This window comes from Phyllobacterium ifriqiyense (assembly GCF_030817885.1).
GTDB classification, from domain to species: domain Bacteria; phylum Pseudomonadota; class Alphaproteobacteria; order Rhizobiales; family Rhizobiaceae; genus Phyllobacterium; species Phyllobacterium ifriqiyense.
In genome coordinates this window covers 2,542,893-2,561,748 of sequence record NZ_JAUSZT010000003.1, presented here as the reverse complement: position 1 = coordinate 2,561,748, position 18,856 = coordinate 2,542,893, and the positions used below count along the sequence as shown (strand labels likewise).

The window sequence follows — 18,856 nt, the reverse complement described above, 5'->3', positions numbered from 1 at the left end:
TCAAATTGAAGGAATTAGCGAGGGCCCTATCCGAGCCTTCGGCAAATTTTTTCAGCTATTTTAGGAAAATTTGACTCAAATGCCACGCAAGCGGTGGCAAGATGGCCGCCGGTCGGCATCTCTGCTACTCGAATCAGCCTGCAGATGGATAGAGTGAATTAACAATATTGGCGGCGTTATGCCGGGCGTCCAGCATGCCGTAAGTCGTGCGCCATTGGCCACCAAGGCGCGTTTCAATAAAGGCGTCTGCAATATCTTCGGACTGAAGATAGCGCAATTCCGCTCCTGCCGCAGCCAATGCCAATTGCTCAGTCAGGATGCGTGCCGCACCTTCATCATTTTCAGCAACGCGCATGGCGGCGCGGAGCACTTCCACCGTCCCCTGCCCACCACGGCCAAGCTGAGAGCCGATCCAGTTCAGCACTTCGTCGAAAAGTTGCGGTCCGCGCTTCAATACGCGAAGCACATCCAGCGCCATGACATTGCCGGAGCCTTCCCAAATCGCATTGACCGGCGCTTCACGATAAAACCGCGCCAGATTGCCTTCTTCGATGTAACCATTTCCGCCAAGGCATTCCATTGCCTCATAGAGCATTGCCGGGGCAATTTTGGCCACCCAATATTTAACGACAGGGGTCATGACGCGCGCGAATGCCGCCTCGCCGCGATCTCTGGCTGCATTATCAAATGCCCGTGCCAGACGCAGTGTCAGTGCTGTTGCGGCAGCAGAATCCAGCGCCATGTCCGCCAGAACGCGCAGCATTAAAGGTTTGTCTATCAGCGGACCGCCAAAAACGACACGGTGTCTGGCGTGATGCACTGCCTCGGCCAGGCCCGCCCTCATCAAACCAGCTGAAGCAATGGAGCAATCGAGCCGTGTCAACGTCACCATATCGATGATGGTTTTAACGCCATCACCAGGATTGCCGACCATCTGGCCAAGCGCATTCTCAAATTCCACCTCCGATGAGGCATTCGAGCGATTGCCGAGCTTGTCTTTCAACCGCTGGAATCGAAAGCCATTGGACGAGCCATCAGGCAGTATGCGCGGCACCAGAAAGCACGACAGACCTTCGCGGGCTTGCGCCAATACCAAAAATGCATCTGACATTGGCGCGGACATGAACCATTTATGCCCGGTCAGACGATAAAAGCCGCTGCCAGCGGGCTCCGCTTTGGTTGTATTCGTGTTGACGTCTGTTCCGCCCTGCTTTTCCGTCATGCCCATGCCAAGCGTCAGGCCTGTTTTCTTCGCGGGCGATTTATTACTGGAATCATATTTGCGCGGCAGGATCAGCGGCGACCATTCGCGGTAGAGATGAGGCGCAGCCATGAGCGCTGCCAGTGAAGCGCTTGTCATCGTCAATGGGCAAAGATGCCCGCATTCCAGTTGCGACGTCAGATAGAAACGGCTTGCGCGCGACTGATGCCGCAAACCGGATTCCGCCTTGCCATCTTCCCAGATCGAAGAATGCAGTCCTTGCCCGACAGACCGCCGCATGAGCGCATGGTATGCTGGATGATACTCAACCACATCAGACCGAAAGCCCTGGCGATCATGGGTGCGCAGACGAGGTGCTTCCGTATTGGCGAGCCTTGCCAGATCCAACGCATCCGCCGACAGCACAAAACGACCGCTCTGTTCCAGCTCGTCACGTACGCTTTTCGGGAACCGCTTGGTGATCTGCATCAGCAATGGATCACCCAGATAAGCGTTTTGCCCGGTCATTGGTGGTGTCTGGTTAAGAACGTCGTGGGTTTTCAAGAAACTGTCCTGATTCAAATTCGCTTTTCTTTTATATGGAGCGAACATTCTGACAAGCGGTTAATATATGGACTCTTCGATGATAGTCGATATTCATCATACTTATGCTAAGTCCGTTCCGGCTTTTCAAAATTTTTATTGGGGAGCGATGGACAATGACGCATGGCAGCGCTTGCAGCCGTGAACTATCGCGCTTATAGGGGGGACTTGATATGACATCAAAAACATCTCCTTTGCTTTTCCCCCATCGCCACTTGCTTGGCATCAAGGGCCTTTCCCCGCAAGATATCATCCATCTTCTCGATCTCGCCGACAGCGAAGTCGCCGTTTCGCGGCAATCGGAAAAGAAAAAGAGCGTCCTGCGGGGCCGCACACAGATCAATCTGTTCTTTGAAGCATCCACCCGCACGCAATCATCCTTTGAGCTTGCGGGCAAACGCCTTGGCGCTGATGTGATGAACATGTCGGTCGGCAATTCGTCGGTGAAAAAGGGCGAAACGCTAATTGATACAGCGATGACGCTCAATGCGATGCGCCCCGACATTCTTATCATCCGTCATGCGTCTGCCGGTGCCGCGGCGCTCCTTGCCCAAAAGGTAGGCTGCTCGGTGGTCAATGCCGGCGACGGCGCCCATGAACACCCGACGCAAGCCCTACTTGATGCGCTGACTATTCGCCGCGCCAAGGGCAAGGTCGCACGGTTGACGGTGGCGATCTGCGGTGACGTTCTTCATTCCCGGGTGGCGAGATCGAATATCATCCTGCTAAATGCGCTGGGTGCGCGGGTGCGCGTGATTGCGCCGTCCACCCTCTTGCCTGCCGGCATTGCCCATATGGGTGCAGAGGTCTTCCACAGCATGGAAGAAGGCCTGAAGGATGTGGACGTTATCATGATGCTGCGTTTGCAGCGCGAGCGTATGGCCGGCTCATTCGTCCCGTCCGTGCGCGAATATTTCCGCTATCACGGCCTTGATCGCGAGAAGCTCAAATATGCCAAGCCGGATGCGCTTGTCATGCATCCCGGCCCGATGAATCGCGGCGTCGAAATCGCTTCCGATGTTGCCGACGGCTCGCAAAGCGTCATTCAGGAACAGGTGGAGATGGGCGTTGCCGTTCGCATGGCGGTCATGGAAGCCCTGCTTGATCCACGCCGTAATCCGGAAGGAGTTGCCGGATGAACACCACGGTTCTTAACAATGCCCGCATTGTCGACCCCTCGCGCGGTCTCGACGAAATTGGCACGCTGATTATACAAGGCGGAAAAATCGTTGCCAGCGGCGCCGATGTCCGCAATCAGGGTACACCTGAAGATGCGACCATCATTGATTGCCGTGGCAAGGCTGTGCTTCCGGGCCTCGTGGATGCGCGCGTTTTCATCGGTGAGCCCGGCGGCGAACACCGCGAGACTATCGCATCGGCAAGCCATGCAGCTGCGGCAGGCGGTGTTACCTCAATCATCATGATGCCGGACACCGATCCGGTCATCGATAATGTTGCACTGGTCGAGTTCGTCAAGCGTACCGCGCGCGACACGGCAGTCATCAATGTTTATCCGGCGGCGGCGGTCACCAAGGGCTTATCCGGCGAAGAAATGACCGAGCTTGGTCTGCTGCGTGAGGCTGGTGCGGTGGCGATCACCGAAGGGCGCCATTCCATTGCCAATACGCAATTGTTGCGACGCGCCCTCACCTATGCGCGGGATTTCGGTGTCGTCCTTGCCCATGAAACGCAGGATGCTCATCTGGGCGTCAATGGCGTTATGAATGAGGGCCTTTACGCCAGCTGGCTCGGCCTTTCCGGCACACCGCGCGAAGCCGAAGTCATTCCTCTGGAGCGGGACATGCGCCTTGCTGCCTTGACGAAGGGCGCCTATCACGCTGCACAGATTTCCACCGCCATGTCTGCGGAAGTCGTTAATCGTGCAAAACAGAACGGCTTGAATGTCACCTCTGCGGTGTCCATCAATCACCTTTCGCTCAATGAGAATGACATTGGCGAGTTCCGGACATTCTTCCGCCTGCAACCTCCTCTGCGTCTCGAAGAAGATCGCCTCGCCATGGTTGAAAGCCTGCGGGACGGAACGATTGACATTATCGTATCGGCACATGATCCACAGGATGTCGACACGAAGCGCCTGCCTTTTGCCGATGCGGCAGCGGGTGCGATCGGTCTTGAAACCCTGCTCGGTGCGGCGCTGCGGCTTTATCACAATGGCGATGTTCCGCTTCTTCGCATCATTGAAGCATTGTCCACCGCCCCGGCCCGGATTTTCGGTCTGGAGGCGGGATCGCTTCGTCCGGGTTCGGTCGCGGATATGACCATAGTCGATCTTGACGAACCATGGATTGTCAGAGAAGAAGATTTGACGTCACGCTCCAAGAACAGCTGTTTTGAAGGCGCACGTTTTCAAGGCCGTGTTGTCCAGACATTTGTTGCTGGAAAGTCAGTTTTTTCCATCTAAAACCCGAGGGGATGGGTCATGTCGGATTTCTTCAATGCCGGAATTCCACTTTTACTCCTCTCATTGATTTTCGGTTACCTGCTGGGTTCGGTCCCCTTCGGGCTGATTCTGACACGCATGGCTGGTTTGGGTGATGTGCGCAGCATTGGCTCCGGCAATATCGGGGCGACCAATGTGCTTCGAACCGGCAATAAAAAGCTGGCCGCAGCGACGTTGATCCTTGATATGCTGAAGGGAACCGTTGCCGTGCTGGTTGCCGGTATTGCCGGTCCCGAGGCTGCAATCGCTGCTGGGCTCGGCGCTTTTCTTGGTCACATTTTTCCGGTCTGGCTGAAATTCAAAGGCGGCAAGGGCGTAGCCACATATCTTGGCGTATTGCTTGGACTGTTCTGGAAAGGTGCGCTTATCTTCGCCGCCGTCTGGCTGCTGATTGCCTTTGCCACCCGTTATTCGTCTCTTGCCGCTCTTGTAGCAGCCGTCGTCACTCCTATTGCCTTATACTTTATTGGTTATCATCAGATCGCATTTCTATTTCTCATCTTGACAATCATCGTATTCCTTAAACACCGAGCCAATATTCAGCGGCTTGTTTCGGGTACCGAAGGTAGAATCGGCTCCAAAAAATGAACGAAGAGAAGAAAGGCATTCGCCTTTCTGATGAGCAAAGGTTGAGCTGGGTTCGGCTCATCCGCAGCGAGAATGTGGGTCCGGCTACATTTCGTGAGCTGATAGCCCATTGCGGCTCTGCGTCGAACGCCATTGAGATGCTGCCTGATCTCGTTCGGCGTGGTGGCAGAGGAAAGCCCATCCGCGTCACCAGCAAAGAAGATGCCGAGCGGGAAATTCATGCCGCAGCCAAAATGGGCGCTTTCTTCATCGGCATCGGCGAACCCGATTATCCGCGTTACCTCAAACAATGCGACAATCCTCCGCCTCTAGTAGCAATAAAGGGAAATCCTGATGTTTTCCGTTTGCCGCCCGTGGCAATTGTCGGCGCACGAAATGCTTCATTGGTCGGAATCAAATTTGCCCGAACCATCGCTCGCGAGCTTGGTGAGGTTGGGTTTGCCACGATTTCCGGGCTTGCACGAGGTATCGATACCGCTGCCCATGAAGCAAGCCTGCATCACGGGACTGTCGCTGCTATGGCGGGCGGTCTTGATCACCCCTATCCCCCGGAAAATCTGGGATTATACAAGGCTATTCCCGAACATGGCGGTGCCGTCATCAGCGAAATGCCTTTGGGATGGGAGCCACGCGCCAGGGATTTTCCACGACGGAACAGAATAATCGCCGCTTTGTCTCTTGGCCTGGTCGTTGTGGAAGCAGCGGAGCGGTCAGGTTCGCTCATCAGTGCAAGACTGGCCGGTGAGCTTGGCAGACTGGTGTTCGCCGTGCCCGGATCGCCGCTCGATCCAAGAGCAAAAGGTACCAATGCACTGTTGAAACACGGTGCGATTGTGACAACGGGCGCCGAAGATATCATCAGCGCTATTGTGCCGCTGATTGACCGCCCCACTCTCGACGAGACCGGCTTTCCTGCCCCTTCAGAAGATTGGACCTCGCCAGTGCCTCCCGATCAAACCGAGAGAGACCGGCTGTTTAATCTGCTGGGGCCGGTGCCGGTGGATATCGATGATTTGATCCGAACCAGCCAGTTACATCCGTCAGTGGTAATGCTGATTTTGCTGGAACTTGATCTGGCCGGTCGACTACAGCGCCACTCAGGAGGTAACGTTTCTCTTGCGTGGGACTGACTTCACGCCCATTTGCTTGCGCAATTGGTCATTGCTCTCTATATACGCGATCTCGATCAAATAGCTTAACATATCCATATTGTTGGTTTTTGCCATTACACGTAATTCACCAAGCATTTGCTGAATAAATCTCGCGCTTTCGATTTCATTAATTTCCTTGCTGCTCATAAATGTTACCCTCAAATACAATTTAATATCTAAAATATATGTTATACGCGGCTAAGAGCATTCAAATTTAAGTTAATATAAGCTTCTGTTTTTAATGCTTTTTCCACGCAACCAAAAACAGTTGCATGAATCAGTTCTCCCTTTGCACCTGAATTCAAATTACCATTAATTGCACAAGACCGGCGAGCAACTCAGGGTTGTATTTCACGATTTTTCGCTTACAGACCTTGACGTTGTGTGTAAGCCTGTTCATTTCACAGGCCAATTCCGAACTGAAATTAGTGCTTTTGTAATCTGACAAGGGCAGGAAAGCTCAATTCTGCAATGAACGTTGTTGTCGTCGAATCGCCTGCCAAGGCCAAAACCATCAATAAATATCTCGGCTCGGGTTACACCGTCCTGGCTTCGTTTGGCCATGTCCGTGACCTGCCTGCCAAGGATGGGTCTGTGCGCCCGGATGATGATTTTTCCATGTCCTGGGAGGTGGATTCAGCCTCATCCAAGCGCCTTGGGGATATTGTAAAGGCTCTCAAAGACAGTGACGGCCTCATTCTCGCAACCGATCCGGATCGCGAGGGCGAAGCCATTTCGTGGCATGTGCTGGAGGTTTTGCAGCAGAAAAAGGCGATCGGCAAAAAGTCGGTCAAGCGTGTTGTATTCAACGCAATAACCAAGGGTGCCGTGCTTGAAGCCATGGCCAACCCGCGTGACATTGATATGCCGTTGGTTGACGCCTATTTGGCGCGCCGAGCGCTGGATTATCTGTTCGGCTTCACGCTTTCGCCCGTACTTTGGCGCAAATTACCCGGTGCTCGATCCGCTGGGCGTGTGCAATCGGTTGCATTGCGGCTTGTTGCGGATCGCGAAGCGGAAATCGAACGTTTTGTCCGCGAAGAATACTGGAACATCGCTGCGCTGCTCAAGACACCGCGCAATGATGGCTTTGAGGCGCGTCTGGTTTCCGTCGATGGCAAGAAGCTCGGCAAGCTGGACATAAAGAACGGCGAGCAGGCAGGCGAGATTCGCACCATGCTTGAAGGCGCAGCTTTCAAGGCGGCGTCTGTTGAAGCCAAGCCGATCAAGCGCAGCCCTGGACCTCCCTTTACCACATCCAGCTTGCAGCAGGCGGCATCGGGCCAACTCGGCTTCTCCGCTTCGCGTACCATGCAAATCGCGCAGAAGCTTTATGAAGGTATGGATCTTGGCAATGAGACTGCCGGTCTGATCACCTATATGCGTACGGATGGCGTGCAGATGGCACCGGAGGCTGTCCAGGCAGCGCGCCAGACCATCGGCAAGGTATTCGGCGAGAAATATGTGCCGGAAAAGCCGCGCTTCTACTCGACTAAAGCCAAGAATGCGCAGGAAGCCCACGAAGCAATCCGCCCGACGGACTTCAACCGGCATCCAAAGGATATGCGCAAGTTTCTTGATGCGGATCAGGCCAAGCTTTACGAGCTGATCTGGAAACGTGCGATTGCCAGCCAAATGCAATCGGCTGATATTGAGCGGACCACTGTCGAAATCGATGCAAACAATGGAGCGCGATCGGCCCAGCTACGTGCCACCGGTTCTGTCGTTCGTTTCGACGGGTTCCTGGGTGCCTACACGGATCATCGCGAAGAAGAAGATGTCGATGAAGACGGCGCACGTCTTCCTGAGGTTCGCGCTGGCGAGGCTCTTGCCCGCGAAAAAATCAATGCCACACAGCATTCGACCGAACCGCCGCCTCGCTATTCGGAAGCCACGCTAATCAAGAAGATGGAAGAGCTCGGCATTGGCCGTCCCTCCACCTACGCCTCGACACTCGCGACATTGCGTGACCGCGAATATATAACGATCGAGAAAAGAAAACTCATTCCGGAAGCAAAGGGCCGTCTGGTCATCGCGTTTTTGGAAAGTTTCTTCCAGCGTTATGTCGAATATGATTTCACGGCGGACCTCGAAGAGAAGCTTGATGAGATTTCCGATGGCAAGCTCAAGTGGAAAGATGTCCTGCGCGCCTTCTGGACGGATTTCTTCGGTTCTGTCGATGGAATCAAGGAGCTGCGCGTAACCAATGTGCTCGACGCACTGAATGATCGCCTCGGACCGCTTGTGTTCCCTCCCCGTGAGGACGGTAGCGATCCGCGCATTTGTCAGGTCTGCGGTACGGGCAATCTGTCGCTCAAGCTTGGGAAATACGGCGCTTTCGTCGGTTGCTCGAACTATCCGGAATGCAAATTCACCCGTCAGCTGGGCGGTAGCGAGGCTGCAAGCGAAAATGGCAATGGCGGCGATGAGCCGAAACTGCTTGGTAAAGATCCTTATACGGATGAGGATATTACTGCCCGCAATGGCCGGTTTGGTCCTTATGTGCAACGCGGCGAAGGCAAGGAAGCCAAGCGCGCCAGCTTGCCAAAAGGCTGGACATTCGATGCGCTCGACCATGAAAAGGCGCTGGCACTTCTGTCGTTGCCGCGCGATGTGGGCCAGCATCCTGAAACGCAAAAAATGATTTCGGCTGGTATTGGCCGTTATGGCCCCTATCTTACCCATGATGGCACTTATGCCAATCTGGAAAATGCCGATGAAGTTTTCACAATCGGTCTGAACCGGGCTGTGACAGTCATTGCGGAGAAGCAGGCCAAAGGTCCAGGACGTGGGCGGGGTACGCCAGCGGCTCTTAAAGAACTTGGCGAGCATCCCGATGGCGGCCCGATTACAGTTCGCGATGGCAAATATGGGCCTTACGTTAATTGGGGTAAGGTCAATGCCACGCTGCCCAAAGGCAAAGATCCGGCTGGCGTCAGCGTTGAGGAAGCGCTTGTATTGATTGCCGCAAAAGCTGGTTCGGCGCCGAAAAAGAAAGCGCCAGCCAAAAAAACAGCGGCAAAAAAGCCCGCAGTCAAAAAGGCGGCTCCTAAAAAAGCCGCAGCGAAAAAAGCAAGTTAGGATAAAGAATTGGCACGCCGTATCTCTCCACCCAGCGGAAAAAAAAGGCCTGCCCATTCTGCCACTTCCGGCCTTATCAAGCCAGTTCGTGAAGCTCGCATGCCCAGCCGCGAGGAAATTCTCCAGTTCATCAAGGAGAATCCCGATCTGGCCGGAAAGCGGGATATCGCCAAGGCCTTCAATCTGAAGGGCGATGCCCGTATTGCTCTGAAAGATATTCTGCGCGATCTGGCTGGCGACGGTCTGGTTGAAAAACGTGCCAAGCGTCTCGCCGTGCCTGGAAGCCTGCCAAGTGTAGCAGTTCTTGACATTACCGGACGCGAAGGCGATGGCGGCTTGATAGCAAAACCAACCGAATGGGAAGCAACCCATGCGGACGAACGCCCGCCGGTCGTTTTCATCCGCGCCTCGCGCGGGCACAAAGGCCCTGCTGTCGGCGTTGGTGATCGCGTGCTTGCCCGTATCTTCCAAGGTGCTGATCCAAGCGGTCCAGCCTATACGGGCCGCGTCATCAAGAAGATTGAGCATCGCAAGGATGCCGTGCTTGGCGTTCTGCGCAAACTCGACAATGGCGAATGGCGTCTTGAACCTGTCGAACGTCGTCAGGCTGAACTTGCCATCGATCCGGCACAACTCGACAACGCCAAGGTTAATGATCTGGTCGAGGTCGAGGTCTCGAAGATAAGCCGCTACGGTCTTGCCCTTGGGCGCATTACCCAGATCATCGGTTCAGTTGCCAGTGAAAAAGCACTGTCCATGATCGCTATTCATGAACATGAGATACCGCATGTCTTTCCTGACAGCGTTATGGCCGAAGCGGAAAAGGCGAAGCCCGCGACCATGGCCCACCGCGAGGACTGGCGGAAGGTGCCGCTCGTGACGATCGATCCGGCCGATGCCAAGGATCATGATGATGCCGTATATGCGGAGCCCGATACGGACGAGAAGAATATCGGCGGATATATTGCGACCGTTGCCATTGCCGATGTTGCGGCCTATGTGACGCCGGATTCGCAGCTCGACCGGGAAGCATTGAAGCGGGGCAATTCTGTTTATTTCCCTGACCGGGTTGTGCCGATGCTCCCTGAGCGCATCTCCAACGATTTGTGTTCCCTCAAAGAATTGGTGGATCGCCCTGCCCTGGCCGTTCGCATGATTTTCGACAGCGAGGGGCGTAAAATCTCGCATACATTCCATCGCATCATGATGCGCTCCCATGCGCGCCTGTCCTATCCGCAGGCGCAGGCTGCGATTGATGGCGCAACGGATGAGAAAACAGCGCCTATTCTTGATACGATCCTCAAGCCGCTTTGGGCTGCATATGCCGCTTTGAAACGTGGACGCGATGCGCGCGAGCCGCTCGAACTTGATTTGCCGGAAAAGAAGATTTTGCTGACGCCCGAAGGTGGTGTCGACAAGGTCATTATCCCGCCCCGCCTTGATGCGCACAAGCTCATCGAGGAATTCATGATCCAGGCGAATGTTGCTGCTGCCGAAACGTTGGAGCGCAAGAAACAGCCGCTCATCTTCCGGATTCACGACGCCCCATCTTTGGCAAAACAGGAAGGCCTGCGGGAATTCCTGCGCACGCTCGACATCTCGCTCGCTCGCGGCGCTGATATGCGTCCCAGCCACTTCAACAATATATTGAAGCGCGTTGATGGTTCTGAACAGCAGGACATGGTCAATCAGGTCGTGCTGCGGTCGCAATCGCAGGCCGAGTATAATCCAGCCAATATCGGGCATTTCGGCCTCAACCTGATGCGCTATGCGCACTTCACCTCGCCGATCCGCCGCTATGCCGACCTTATCGTGCATCGTGCGCTTATTTCAGCGTTAGGTTTGGGCCCCGATGGCATCACGCCCAAGGAGGAAGCCGCGCTAGCCGAGATTGCAGCGCTCATTTCCACCTCTGAACGACGCGCCATGGCAGCCGAACGGGCCACTGTGGACCGCCTGATAGCGCATCATCTTGCCGATAAGATCGGTGCGAGTTTCGAAGGCCGCGTGCAGGGTGTGACCAAAGCTGGTCTTTTTGTCTCACTTGCGACATATGGTGCCGATGGCTTCATCCCCATTTCAACTCTGGGTGATGACTACTATCATTATGACGAAACCAATCACGCGCTGTCCGGCGAACGCAGCGGCAAGGGATTTCGTCTCGGCGATAATGTCGAGGTACGTCTCGTGGAAGCCCTGCCCGTCGCCGGCGCGTTACGATTTGAAATGCTGACAGAGCCACACCCGGTTCCCAGCGGCGTGCGCTCGCATCACAAGGCGACACGCTCTGCACGCAACGGCCAGAAACGTTTTCCTGGCGGGTCGCGCGGCAAGCCGGGAGGCCGGAGAGGTCGAGGATGACAGAACAGCTTATTGGAAAAAGCATCGCACAGGCGAAACCGCATCGGCCTGTCGGTCAGGCCATGTGGCGCGGTTTTCTAGGCCGCTGCCCGCATTGCGGCCAAGGAAAACTCTTCCGAGCCTTCGTGAAATCAGTCGATAATTGTTCCGTATGCGGTGAAGATTATACGCATCATCAAGCCGATGATTTCCCCGCCTATATAACCATCACAATTGTCGGGCATATTGTGCTTGGCGGCTTTCTGGCGATGGAAACACTTGTCATATTGTCGAACTGGGCGCATCTGGCAATATGGGTACCGCTGACGATCATCATGTCGCTCGCGTTGCTCCAGCCGGTAAAAGGCGCGATTATAGGCTTGCAATGGGCAAATTACATGCACGGGTTTGGCGAGAGCAGCGATCCAAAATCATCGGAATAACAATTTAATGGCCGTGAATGAGCTGAGGAAGCCGGTTCTTGCACAACAGGGCACCCTGAAGAAGCGGATACGCCCGCGCGATGCTGCCTCTCTTCTGATTGTCGACCGTTCCGGCGATGAGTTGCGCATTCTCATGGGAAAGCGTCACATGCGGCATGTCTTCATGCCAGGGAAATTTGTTTTTCCAGGTGGCCGGACAGAACCGGCCGATGGGCGCATGCAGGCAATCGCGGAATTGTCGGAGCAGGACAGGACCAAGCTTCTCGATGATATGGCAGGGCGTTCGAGCATCACGCGCTGCCGTGCGCTGGCTCTTTCGGCCATCCGCGAGACTTATGAAGAAGCCGGGCTGTTTCTTGGTCAAAGAACTGAGTTCTCGAATGTTTCCCATCCGGACTGGGCTGCTTTTGCCGAGCGCAATGTCATGCCTGACCTTTCCGCGCTTCGCTATTTTGCGCGAGCAATCACCCCGCCCGGCATGCCTCGCCGCTTCGACACGCGGTTTTTTCTGGCATTTCGCGAGGCCGTTGCCGATTCGCTTCCCGAACAAACCGGCCCCTCACAGGAACTCGAGGAACTGGCATGGCTTTCCTTTGCTGAAGCGCTGGAACTTGATATTCCGGACATCACCAGAATTATCATCCGCGAAGCGCAAGGTTTGCTTGAAGCAAATCCTTCTCTTGATCCCGGTAATCCTGTGATCCGTTACCGTTTAAAATACGGGCGATTCGTCCGCGAGGTTATTTGATCCATGGATGCACTTAATTCTGACCGCGTAAAAGTCGGTTCGTCCTGGCGCGCGCTTGTAGCGGCCATAGCAACGATCAGCGCTGTTGGTGTCGCCATCGGCCTCGGTATTCCGCTTCTTAGCGTGATCCTCGAAAACCGCGGCCATTCCGCCACGATGATTGGCCTGAACGCCGCTGTTGCGGGCATTGCCTCCATTGTGGCAGCTCCGTTCGCGGCTCCAATCGCTGCGCGATTCGGCGTCGTGCCCACTTTGCTGGCAATGCTACTTATGGGCGGCCTCGCCTTTTTTGGCTTTCATTTTTTCACCGATTTCTGGATGTGGGTGGTCTTGCGTGTGTTTTTGCACTTCGCACTGACCATGCTCTTCATCCTGTCTGAATACTGGATCAATGCTGCCGCTCCACCCGAAAGGCGCGGCTTGGTGCTCGGCATTTATGGAACAGTGCTTTCCATGGGCTTTGCGCTTGGGCCATGGCTGTTTGCGCAAATAGGCAGTGTGGGAATCACGCCTTTTGCAGTTGGCTTCGGCATTATTGTTGTAGCCATGCTGCCCGTGCTGTTCGCATGGAAAGAGAGCCCTGATTTTCACGAAGAAGAACATGTTCCATTCGCCCCCTTCATCTGGGCAGTACCAACTGCAACCGCTGCTGTCTTTGTTTTCGGTGCTGTCGAAACAGGCGGCTTCGCCTTGTTTCCGGTATTCGGCGCCCGCATCGGCTATAGTGAGGCCAATGCAGCCCTGCTTTTGACAACAATTGGGCTTGGTAACGTTTTGATGCAGATTCCGATTGGTCTGCTCAGCGATCACGTGAAAGACCGACGCAAGATCCTTTTAGCCTGCACATTGATCGGGCTTCTCGGCATGGGGCTTTTGCCCTTTATCTACTATAGCTGGTATCTTGTCGCTGCCCTGTTGTTTGTCTGGGGCGGTGCCGTGGCCGGGCTCTATACGGTTGGCTTGGCGCATCTCGGATCACAATTGACAGGACGCGAACTCGCATCGGCCAATGCAGCCTTTGTGTTTTGCTATGCAGTGGGCATGCTCGTTGGCCCGCAGGCAATCGGCATTGGCATGGACATGATGGGACCAAGCGGCTTCGCCGTTGCCCTGGCGCTGTTCTTTGCTGCTTATGCGCTATTGGTTGGCTCGCGACTCATCAGCAGGAAGGGTTGATTGTTACAACTGCAAGGTGCTGGGACTTTCTCTAAAAGTGCCATATATTGGTTATCGGAGCGAGAGGCGAGCTTTCGCCCGCCTCTCTTTTCCTTAGTGTTTGAATTGAACCCGGACGGTCATTGACCAGCTCGTCCGGGTTTTCTCACAATAACGCTGATACAAAACGGCAGATACCGCATCGTTCAATTCCAAGTTTGAGGGCAAGGCTAGCTCCTGTTGTTGGAGAAGCCAATCTTCCCCAATGCACCGCTGGCCCAGTGCTTTCTGCTTTTGCCTTCAAAACCTGAAATTACTCGAGCTATTGATGACGTGGTTCTTCACGCTGAACAACAAACGCAGGGTTGAATGTGCCAGACACAAATCATCGCGCCGGTTGTCCATGCACTTTCTGACGCTTTAAAAATCGGGAGATCGCCAGCCAAGGGTTGACTTTTATCGAGGTTGGTTTATGTGTCCGACCAACTTTCCGCTTGATGCCACACTGCTGGACTTGAATAGCGGTCCTTCATACTCAGAACAGGTAGTTTTAAAATGGCTAAGGCTGCGAATATCAAGATCAAGCTTCTGTCGACCGCTGATACCGGTTTCTTTTACGTTACGAGCAAGAACAGCCGTACAAAGACGGAAAAGATGTCTTTCCGCAAGTACGACCCGGTCGCACGCAAGCACGTTGAATTCAAGGAAACCAAGATCAAGTAATCTTGCTTTCTTCAAACAAATCAGCCGCCTTCGGGCGGCTTTTTTGTTGTGGTATTTATTGCTGTATTCTTATTGATTATATTTTGGAAAATGCATGGAAATCGATATTTTAAACGGTGATACGCTTCGTGAAGACGAAGTGGTTAGCATTTACAAAGCCAATAATTGGTCCTCCGCGCAAAAGCCGCAAACCTTGCTGGCAGCACTCAGTAACTCCCACACTCTCCTTACGGCACGTTCCAATAACCAGCTGCTGGGATTAGCCAATGCTATTTCTGATGGCCATCTGGTAGTCTATTTCCCCCATTTAATTGTGCACCCCGACTATCAGGGGATGGGCATCGGCCGGAAGTTGATGACAGCCATGCTGCAGCGATATGCTGATTTTCATCAAATTATGCTGACGGCAGATATTGGCGCTCTATCCTTTTACGAAACGCTTGGTTTCGTAAAAGCCGGCAAAACCGTTCCCATGTGGATCTATGCAGGCGGCGACCACTAAGGCGCGGTCACGCAGCTGCAGACACGACCTTGTTGCGCCCCGATGATTTGGCTCCGTAAAGCGCATCATCGGCACGTTTCATCAGATTATGCACCGTGTCGCCCTCCTGCAGAACGCTTGCAATACCAATGCTGATTGTTACAGGTATGGCTGGGCCCATATTGTTGATCTGGAAAGGCGTCGATGCCACCTCGCGACGGATTCGCTCTGCGACGATGGAGGCCAGTGTCTGATCTGTATCTGGCATCACTATGAAGAATTCCTCGCCGCCATAGCGGCTGGCCAAATCGCTGCCGCGCACATTGCGACGCAGCCGCCTGGCAAATTCACGCAGAACCTCATCGCCGCCATCATGTCCGTATGTATCATTTATCAATTTGAAGCGATCAATATCAGTCATGAGAATCGATAGTGGACGACGACGCTCTACCGCGCGTTTGAACAGCGTTGCCAGATGAGTCTCGAGATAAAGCCGGTTGTGCAGGCCCGTCAGACTGTCAGTCACAGCCATTTCATAGGTTTTCACGACGCTGGCGCGCAGACCGTCATGATAGGCCTTACGGCGCAGCTGGGTGCGTAGACGCGCGAGAAGCTCGTTCGGATTGACCGGCCGCACCAAATAGTCGTTTATCCCTAGTTCTAAAGCCCGCCGGATCAATGGCTCTTCCCCCATATCCGCCACCAAGATGATCGGCAACGATCTGGTATTGTCCAGCGAGCGCAGCTGCGCGCAAATCCGCAATGGATCAAATGCGGCGAAGCTTGAAGAAATAATAAGGCAATCATGATTGCCTTGCACGGCCTTGAAGAAACCGGTTTGCGGATCACTCTCCACGTCGACCGAACATTCTTCGCCCAATACGCGTTTTATTTTTTCGGTGCTTTCCGGACGTTCATCAATCAACAGAACGCGTGCAAATTTCATCGCCTCGTGGACGCCAGTTGGCAGGCGCAGAATGGATTCGAGCCCCACATCACGGGTCGTTGCCACACGAAGACGCAGTTCATCCGTCAGGTTTTTCAACCGAACCAGGCTTTTGACGCGCGCCATAAGCTGGAGATCATCGACAGGCTTGGTCAGAAAATCATCAGCACCAAAATTCAAGCCGGTAATCCGGTTTGAATCCTGATCAAGCGCGGTCACGAGAATCACCGGGATGTGGGCCGTTGCCGCTCTCGATTTTAACCGGCGGCAAACTTCAAATCCGTCGAGACCGGGCATCATTACGTCAAGTAAAATGACATCGATATTGCCGCTTTCAGAAATCTCGAGCGCTTCATAACCATCGGTCGCCGTAACCACCTCATAATACTCGGCACGAAGCCGGGCTTCCAGAAGCTTTACATTGGCTGGAACGTCGTCAACGACAAGAATACGGGCCGTCATGTTCAATTCTCCCGACGTTCAAGCGTCGCCAAGGTAGGATTTGATTGTTTCGATGAATTTGGGAACTGAGATAGGTTTGGAGATGTAAGCTTCACACCCACCTTGGCGGATGCGCTCTTCGTCGCCCTTCATTGCAAAGGCCGTCACTGCGATAATGGGAATAACATGAAGGTCGTCATCGGCCTTCAACCACTTTGTGACCTCAAGACCCGACACTTCGGGAAGCTGTATATCCATGAGGATAAGGTCTGGACGATGCTCGCGAGCAAGGTCCAACGCTTCCAAGCCATTGCGTGTGCGTATGGTTTCATAACCACTGGCTTCAATAAGATCGCGGAAGAGCTTCATATTAAGCTCATTATCCTCGACGATCATGACTTTCTTTACCATTGGCAATTTCCTGTTGGTCACTCTCGAAGGATACGGTCCACGCCATGCAAACTCTTACGGCGAGACACTAAATCCTACCTTTACCAGTTTCTGAAATAACGTCTGATGATTGATGAAAAGAAAACTCTGCCGTTTAATTCAGAAATGCTGCTGATCATGTTTAACCAAGCATTTATTCAACATGTTCTTTTGGATATGTTCAACTGCTATTAGGCTCAAGACTCATTAATCTGGTCTAAATGGATTGAAGCTTTTCATTTGGATAGCAGCGCCAAGGCTTGAGGTAATGTGGTTTATTTTCAAGACCTTCAACACAACTTATGGATGAAATATTCTAGATGCAGAAGATTGACTTGGATGGAGCACACGACCTTGCCATCAATTCGCTTGTGTTCATGTCGCAAGACAGCGAATTGTTCTCCCGTTTCCTGGCTTTGACCGGCATTACCGCCGATCAAATCCGCACGGCCGCACAAGAGCCGGGTTTTCTTGCGGGCGTGTTGCAATTCTATCTGGCGCATGAGCCGACGCTGATGCGTTACTGCACTGAGACCGGCACAGATCCAGCTCTGTTTCAGCAGGCATTGCGCCTGTTGCCCGGCGGGCGTCAGGATGCCTATTGAAACGGTTGGTAAGTCACTGAGGCTTGTTGCAACGCCTCCTACTGTTCGCTAAGGTCCAGACGTTCATTTTATGTTCCGGGCATCATGGCCAGTCTTAACAATCCGCAATTCGGTTTTTGCCGTGACTGCCTGGCCAATCAGGCGCACGAGGCCAAGCGTTGCCAATCATGCGGTAGCCCTCGCTTGCTTCGGCATCCCGAACTTTATCGCCTGGGTATCGCCCACGTGGACTGTGACGCCTTCTATGCGTCGGTCGAAAAACGCGACAACCCCGAACTGCGCAACAAACCTGTCATCATTGGAGGCGGAAAACGAGGCGTTGTTTCAACGGCTTGCTACATTGCCCGCATCCATGGTGTTAAGTCCGCCATGCCTATGTTCAAGGCGTTGGAAGCATGTCCGCACGCCATTGTCATCAAGCCGGATATGGAAAAATATGTCCGAGTCGGGCGCGAGATCAGGCAGATGATGCGCGACCTCACGCCTCTCGTTGAGCCACTGTCCATTGATGAAGCTTTTCTCGATCTTTCCGGTACGGAACGGCTCCACCATGATCCTCCGGCGCGGGTCATGGCGCAATTTTCTAATCGGGTTGAACGTGAGTTGGGATTATCGGTTTCGGTCGGTCTTTCCTATTGCAAATTCCTCGCCAAGATCGCCTCCGATTTCGAAAAACCGCGTGGCTTTTCTATTATCGGTGAAGAAGAGGCCCTCACCTTTTTGCGCGACAAGCCCGTGACAATGATCTGGGGTGTCGGCAAGGCTTTTGATGCAACCTTGGAGCGAGATGGCATTCGTACCATTGGTCAATTGCAAACCATGGAGCTTGGTCCCCTGATGCGCTCCTATGGCACCATGGGTCAGAGGCTGTACCGTTTGTCTCGCGGCATGGACACAAGACGGGTTGAGCCTGAAGGTGAAAGCAAGAGTGTTTCCGCAGAGACAACGTTCAATGAAGACATCTCGTCAATGGAAGAGCTCGTCGCCATTTTGCGGGCCCTGTCAGAGAAAGTATCCCGACGGTTAAAAGCAGCCGACATTGCTGGGCGAACCATCGTTCTCAAGTTGAAGTCACGCGACTTCAAATTGAAGACCCGTAATCGTCAGCTCGCCGATCCGACCCAGCTTGCCGACAGGATTTTTCGGACAGGTGTTTCGCTGCTTGAAAAGGAAATTGACGGCACCCGATATCGCTTGATCGGGATCGGAGTGAGCGATCTCACCGACGACGGCAGAGCCGACCCGCTCGATCTTGTTGACGTGCAGGCTACTAAACGTGCAGTTGCCGAAACTGCCATAGACAAGCTACGCGGGAAATTTGGCAATCAAGCCGTGGAAACAGGATATACATTCGGCAAGATAAAATCACGCGCAAAAGAAGCGCCGGATGAAATAGATTAGCGGAAAAAAGCTGAGATAGTCTGAACTTTTGCTCAAAAATGCCAGAAAACAGGCGATTT

16 protein-coding genes are annotated in these 18,856 nt (G+C 53.7%); 13 read left to right on the top strand and 3 right to left on the bottom strand.

The features are described 5' to 3' along the window. Positions 1–133: 133 nt before the first annotated feature. Positions 134–1,765, bottom strand: a complete 1,632-nt coding sequence (locus QFZ34_RS20135; RefSeq protein WP_307284726.1) for an acyl-CoA dehydrogenase family protein — start codon at positions 1,763–1,765, stop codon at positions 134–136. Between the two features lie 212 nt (positions 1,766–1,977). Here QFZ34_RS20135 and QFZ34_RS20130 point away from each other — a divergent pair, with 212 nt between their 5' ends. From QFZ34_RS20130 to QFZ34_RS20080, 11 genes are all read left to right on the top strand, one after another. Further along, positions 1,978–2,943 carry an aspartate carbamoyltransferase catalytic subunit gene (locus tag QFZ34_RS20130; RefSeq protein ID WP_307284723.1) on the top strand — a complete coding sequence of 322 codons (966 nt, stop codon included), beginning with the start codon at positions 1,978–1,980 and terminating at the stop codon, positions 2,941–2,943. Beyond that, positions 2,940–4,226: a dihydroorotase gene (locus tag QFZ34_RS20125; protein WP_307284719.1), complete on the top strand. Its 1,287-nt coding sequence runs from the start codon at positions 2,940–2,942 to the stop codon at positions 4,224–4,226. Before QFZ34_RS20130 ends, QFZ34_RS20125 begins: the two co-directional genes overlap by 4 nt. Before the next feature lie 18 nt (positions 4,227–4,244). Next, on the top strand, positions 4,245–4,853 hold the full coding sequence (gene plsY, locus QFZ34_RS20120) for a glycerol-3-phosphate 1-O-acyltransferase PlsY (protein WP_307284717.1): 609 nt from the start codon (positions 4,245–4,247) through the stop codon (positions 4,851–4,853). After that, positions 4,850–5,983 (top strand): DNA-processing protein DprA, encoded by a 1,134-nt coding sequence (gene dprA, locus QFZ34_RS20115; protein ID WP_307284714.1) that lies wholly within the window; start codon positions 4,850–4,852, stop codon positions 5,981–5,983. The genes plsY and dprA overlap by 4 nt, the downstream gene beginning before the upstream one ends. 492 nt (positions 5,984–6,475) lie before the next feature. Then, positions 6,476–9,085, top strand: coding sequence for a type I DNA topoisomerase (topA, locus tag QFZ34_RS20110; RefSeq protein ID WP_307284710.1), 2,610 nt, complete (start codon positions 6,476–6,478; stop codon positions 9,083–9,085). Between the two features lie 9 nt (positions 9,086–9,094). Further along, on the top strand, positions 9,095–11,446 hold the full coding sequence (rnr, locus tag QFZ34_RS20105; protein ID WP_370878818.1) for a ribonuclease R: 2,352 nt from the start codon (positions 9,095–9,097) through the stop codon (positions 11,444–11,446). Further along, the gene (locus tag QFZ34_RS20100; protein ID WP_115053197.1) at positions 11,443–11,868 is read left to right on the top strand and encodes a DUF983 domain-containing protein; all 426 of its coding nucleotides are present in this window, start codon (positions 11,443–11,445) and stop codon (positions 11,866–11,868) included. The genes rnr and QFZ34_RS20100 overlap by 4 nt, the downstream gene beginning before the upstream one ends. Before the next feature lie 7 nt (positions 11,869–11,875). Next, positions 11,876–12,616 carry an NUDIX hydrolase gene (locus tag QFZ34_RS20095; protein ID WP_115053198.1) on the top strand — a complete coding sequence of 247 codons (741 nt, stop codon included), beginning with the start codon at positions 11,876–11,878 and terminating at the stop codon, positions 12,614–12,616. Positions 12,617–12,619: 3 nt separating this feature from the next. After that, entirely contained in the window at positions 12,620–13,792 is a 1,173-nt protein-coding gene (locus tag QFZ34_RS20090; protein ID WP_115053199.1) for an MFS transporter, read from the top strand. 534 nt (positions 13,793–14,326) lie between these two features. Next, the gene (rpmG, locus tag QFZ34_RS20085) at positions 14,327–14,494 is read left to right on the top strand and encodes a 50S ribosomal protein L33 (RefSeq protein ID WP_008122896.1); all 168 of its coding nucleotides are present in this window, start codon (positions 14,327–14,329) and stop codon (positions 14,492–14,494) included. A gap of 94 nt (positions 14,495–14,588) precedes the next feature. Continuing rightward, on the top strand, positions 14,589–14,996 hold the full coding sequence (locus QFZ34_RS20080) for a GNAT family N-acetyltransferase (RefSeq protein ID WP_307284698.1): 408 nt from the start codon (positions 14,589–14,591) through the stop codon (positions 14,994–14,996). A 7-nt stretch (positions 14,997–15,003) separates the two neighbouring features. Here QFZ34_RS20080 and QFZ34_RS20075 read toward each other — a convergent pair whose 3' ends face one another. Then, positions 15,004–16,383, bottom strand: coding sequence for a PleD family two-component system response regulator (locus QFZ34_RS20075; RefSeq protein WP_307284695.1), 1,380 nt, complete (start codon positions 16,381–16,383; stop codon positions 15,004–15,006). A gap of 18 nt (positions 16,384–16,401) precedes the next feature. Further along, positions 16,402–16,773 carry a response regulator gene (locus QFZ34_RS20070; RefSeq protein ID WP_008122893.1) on the bottom strand — a complete coding sequence of 124 codons (372 nt, stop codon included), beginning with the start codon at positions 16,771–16,773 and terminating at the stop codon, positions 16,402–16,404. Positions 16,774–17,111: 338 nt separating this feature from the next. On the opposite strand from QFZ34_RS20070, the gene QFZ34_RS20065 reads away from it, so the two are divergent. Beyond that, complete coding sequence (locus tag QFZ34_RS20065; RefSeq protein WP_115053202.1) at positions 17,112–17,396, top strand: DUF3572 domain-containing protein; 285 nt, start codon at positions 17,112–17,114, stop codon at positions 17,394–17,396. Between the two features lie 84 nt (positions 17,397–17,480). Then, complete coding sequence (locus tag QFZ34_RS20060; RefSeq protein ID WP_115053203.1) at positions 17,481–18,797, top strand: DNA polymerase IV; 1,317 nt, start codon at positions 17,481–17,483, stop codon at positions 18,795–18,797. The last annotated feature ends 59 nt before the right edge of the window (positions 18,798–18,856 follow it).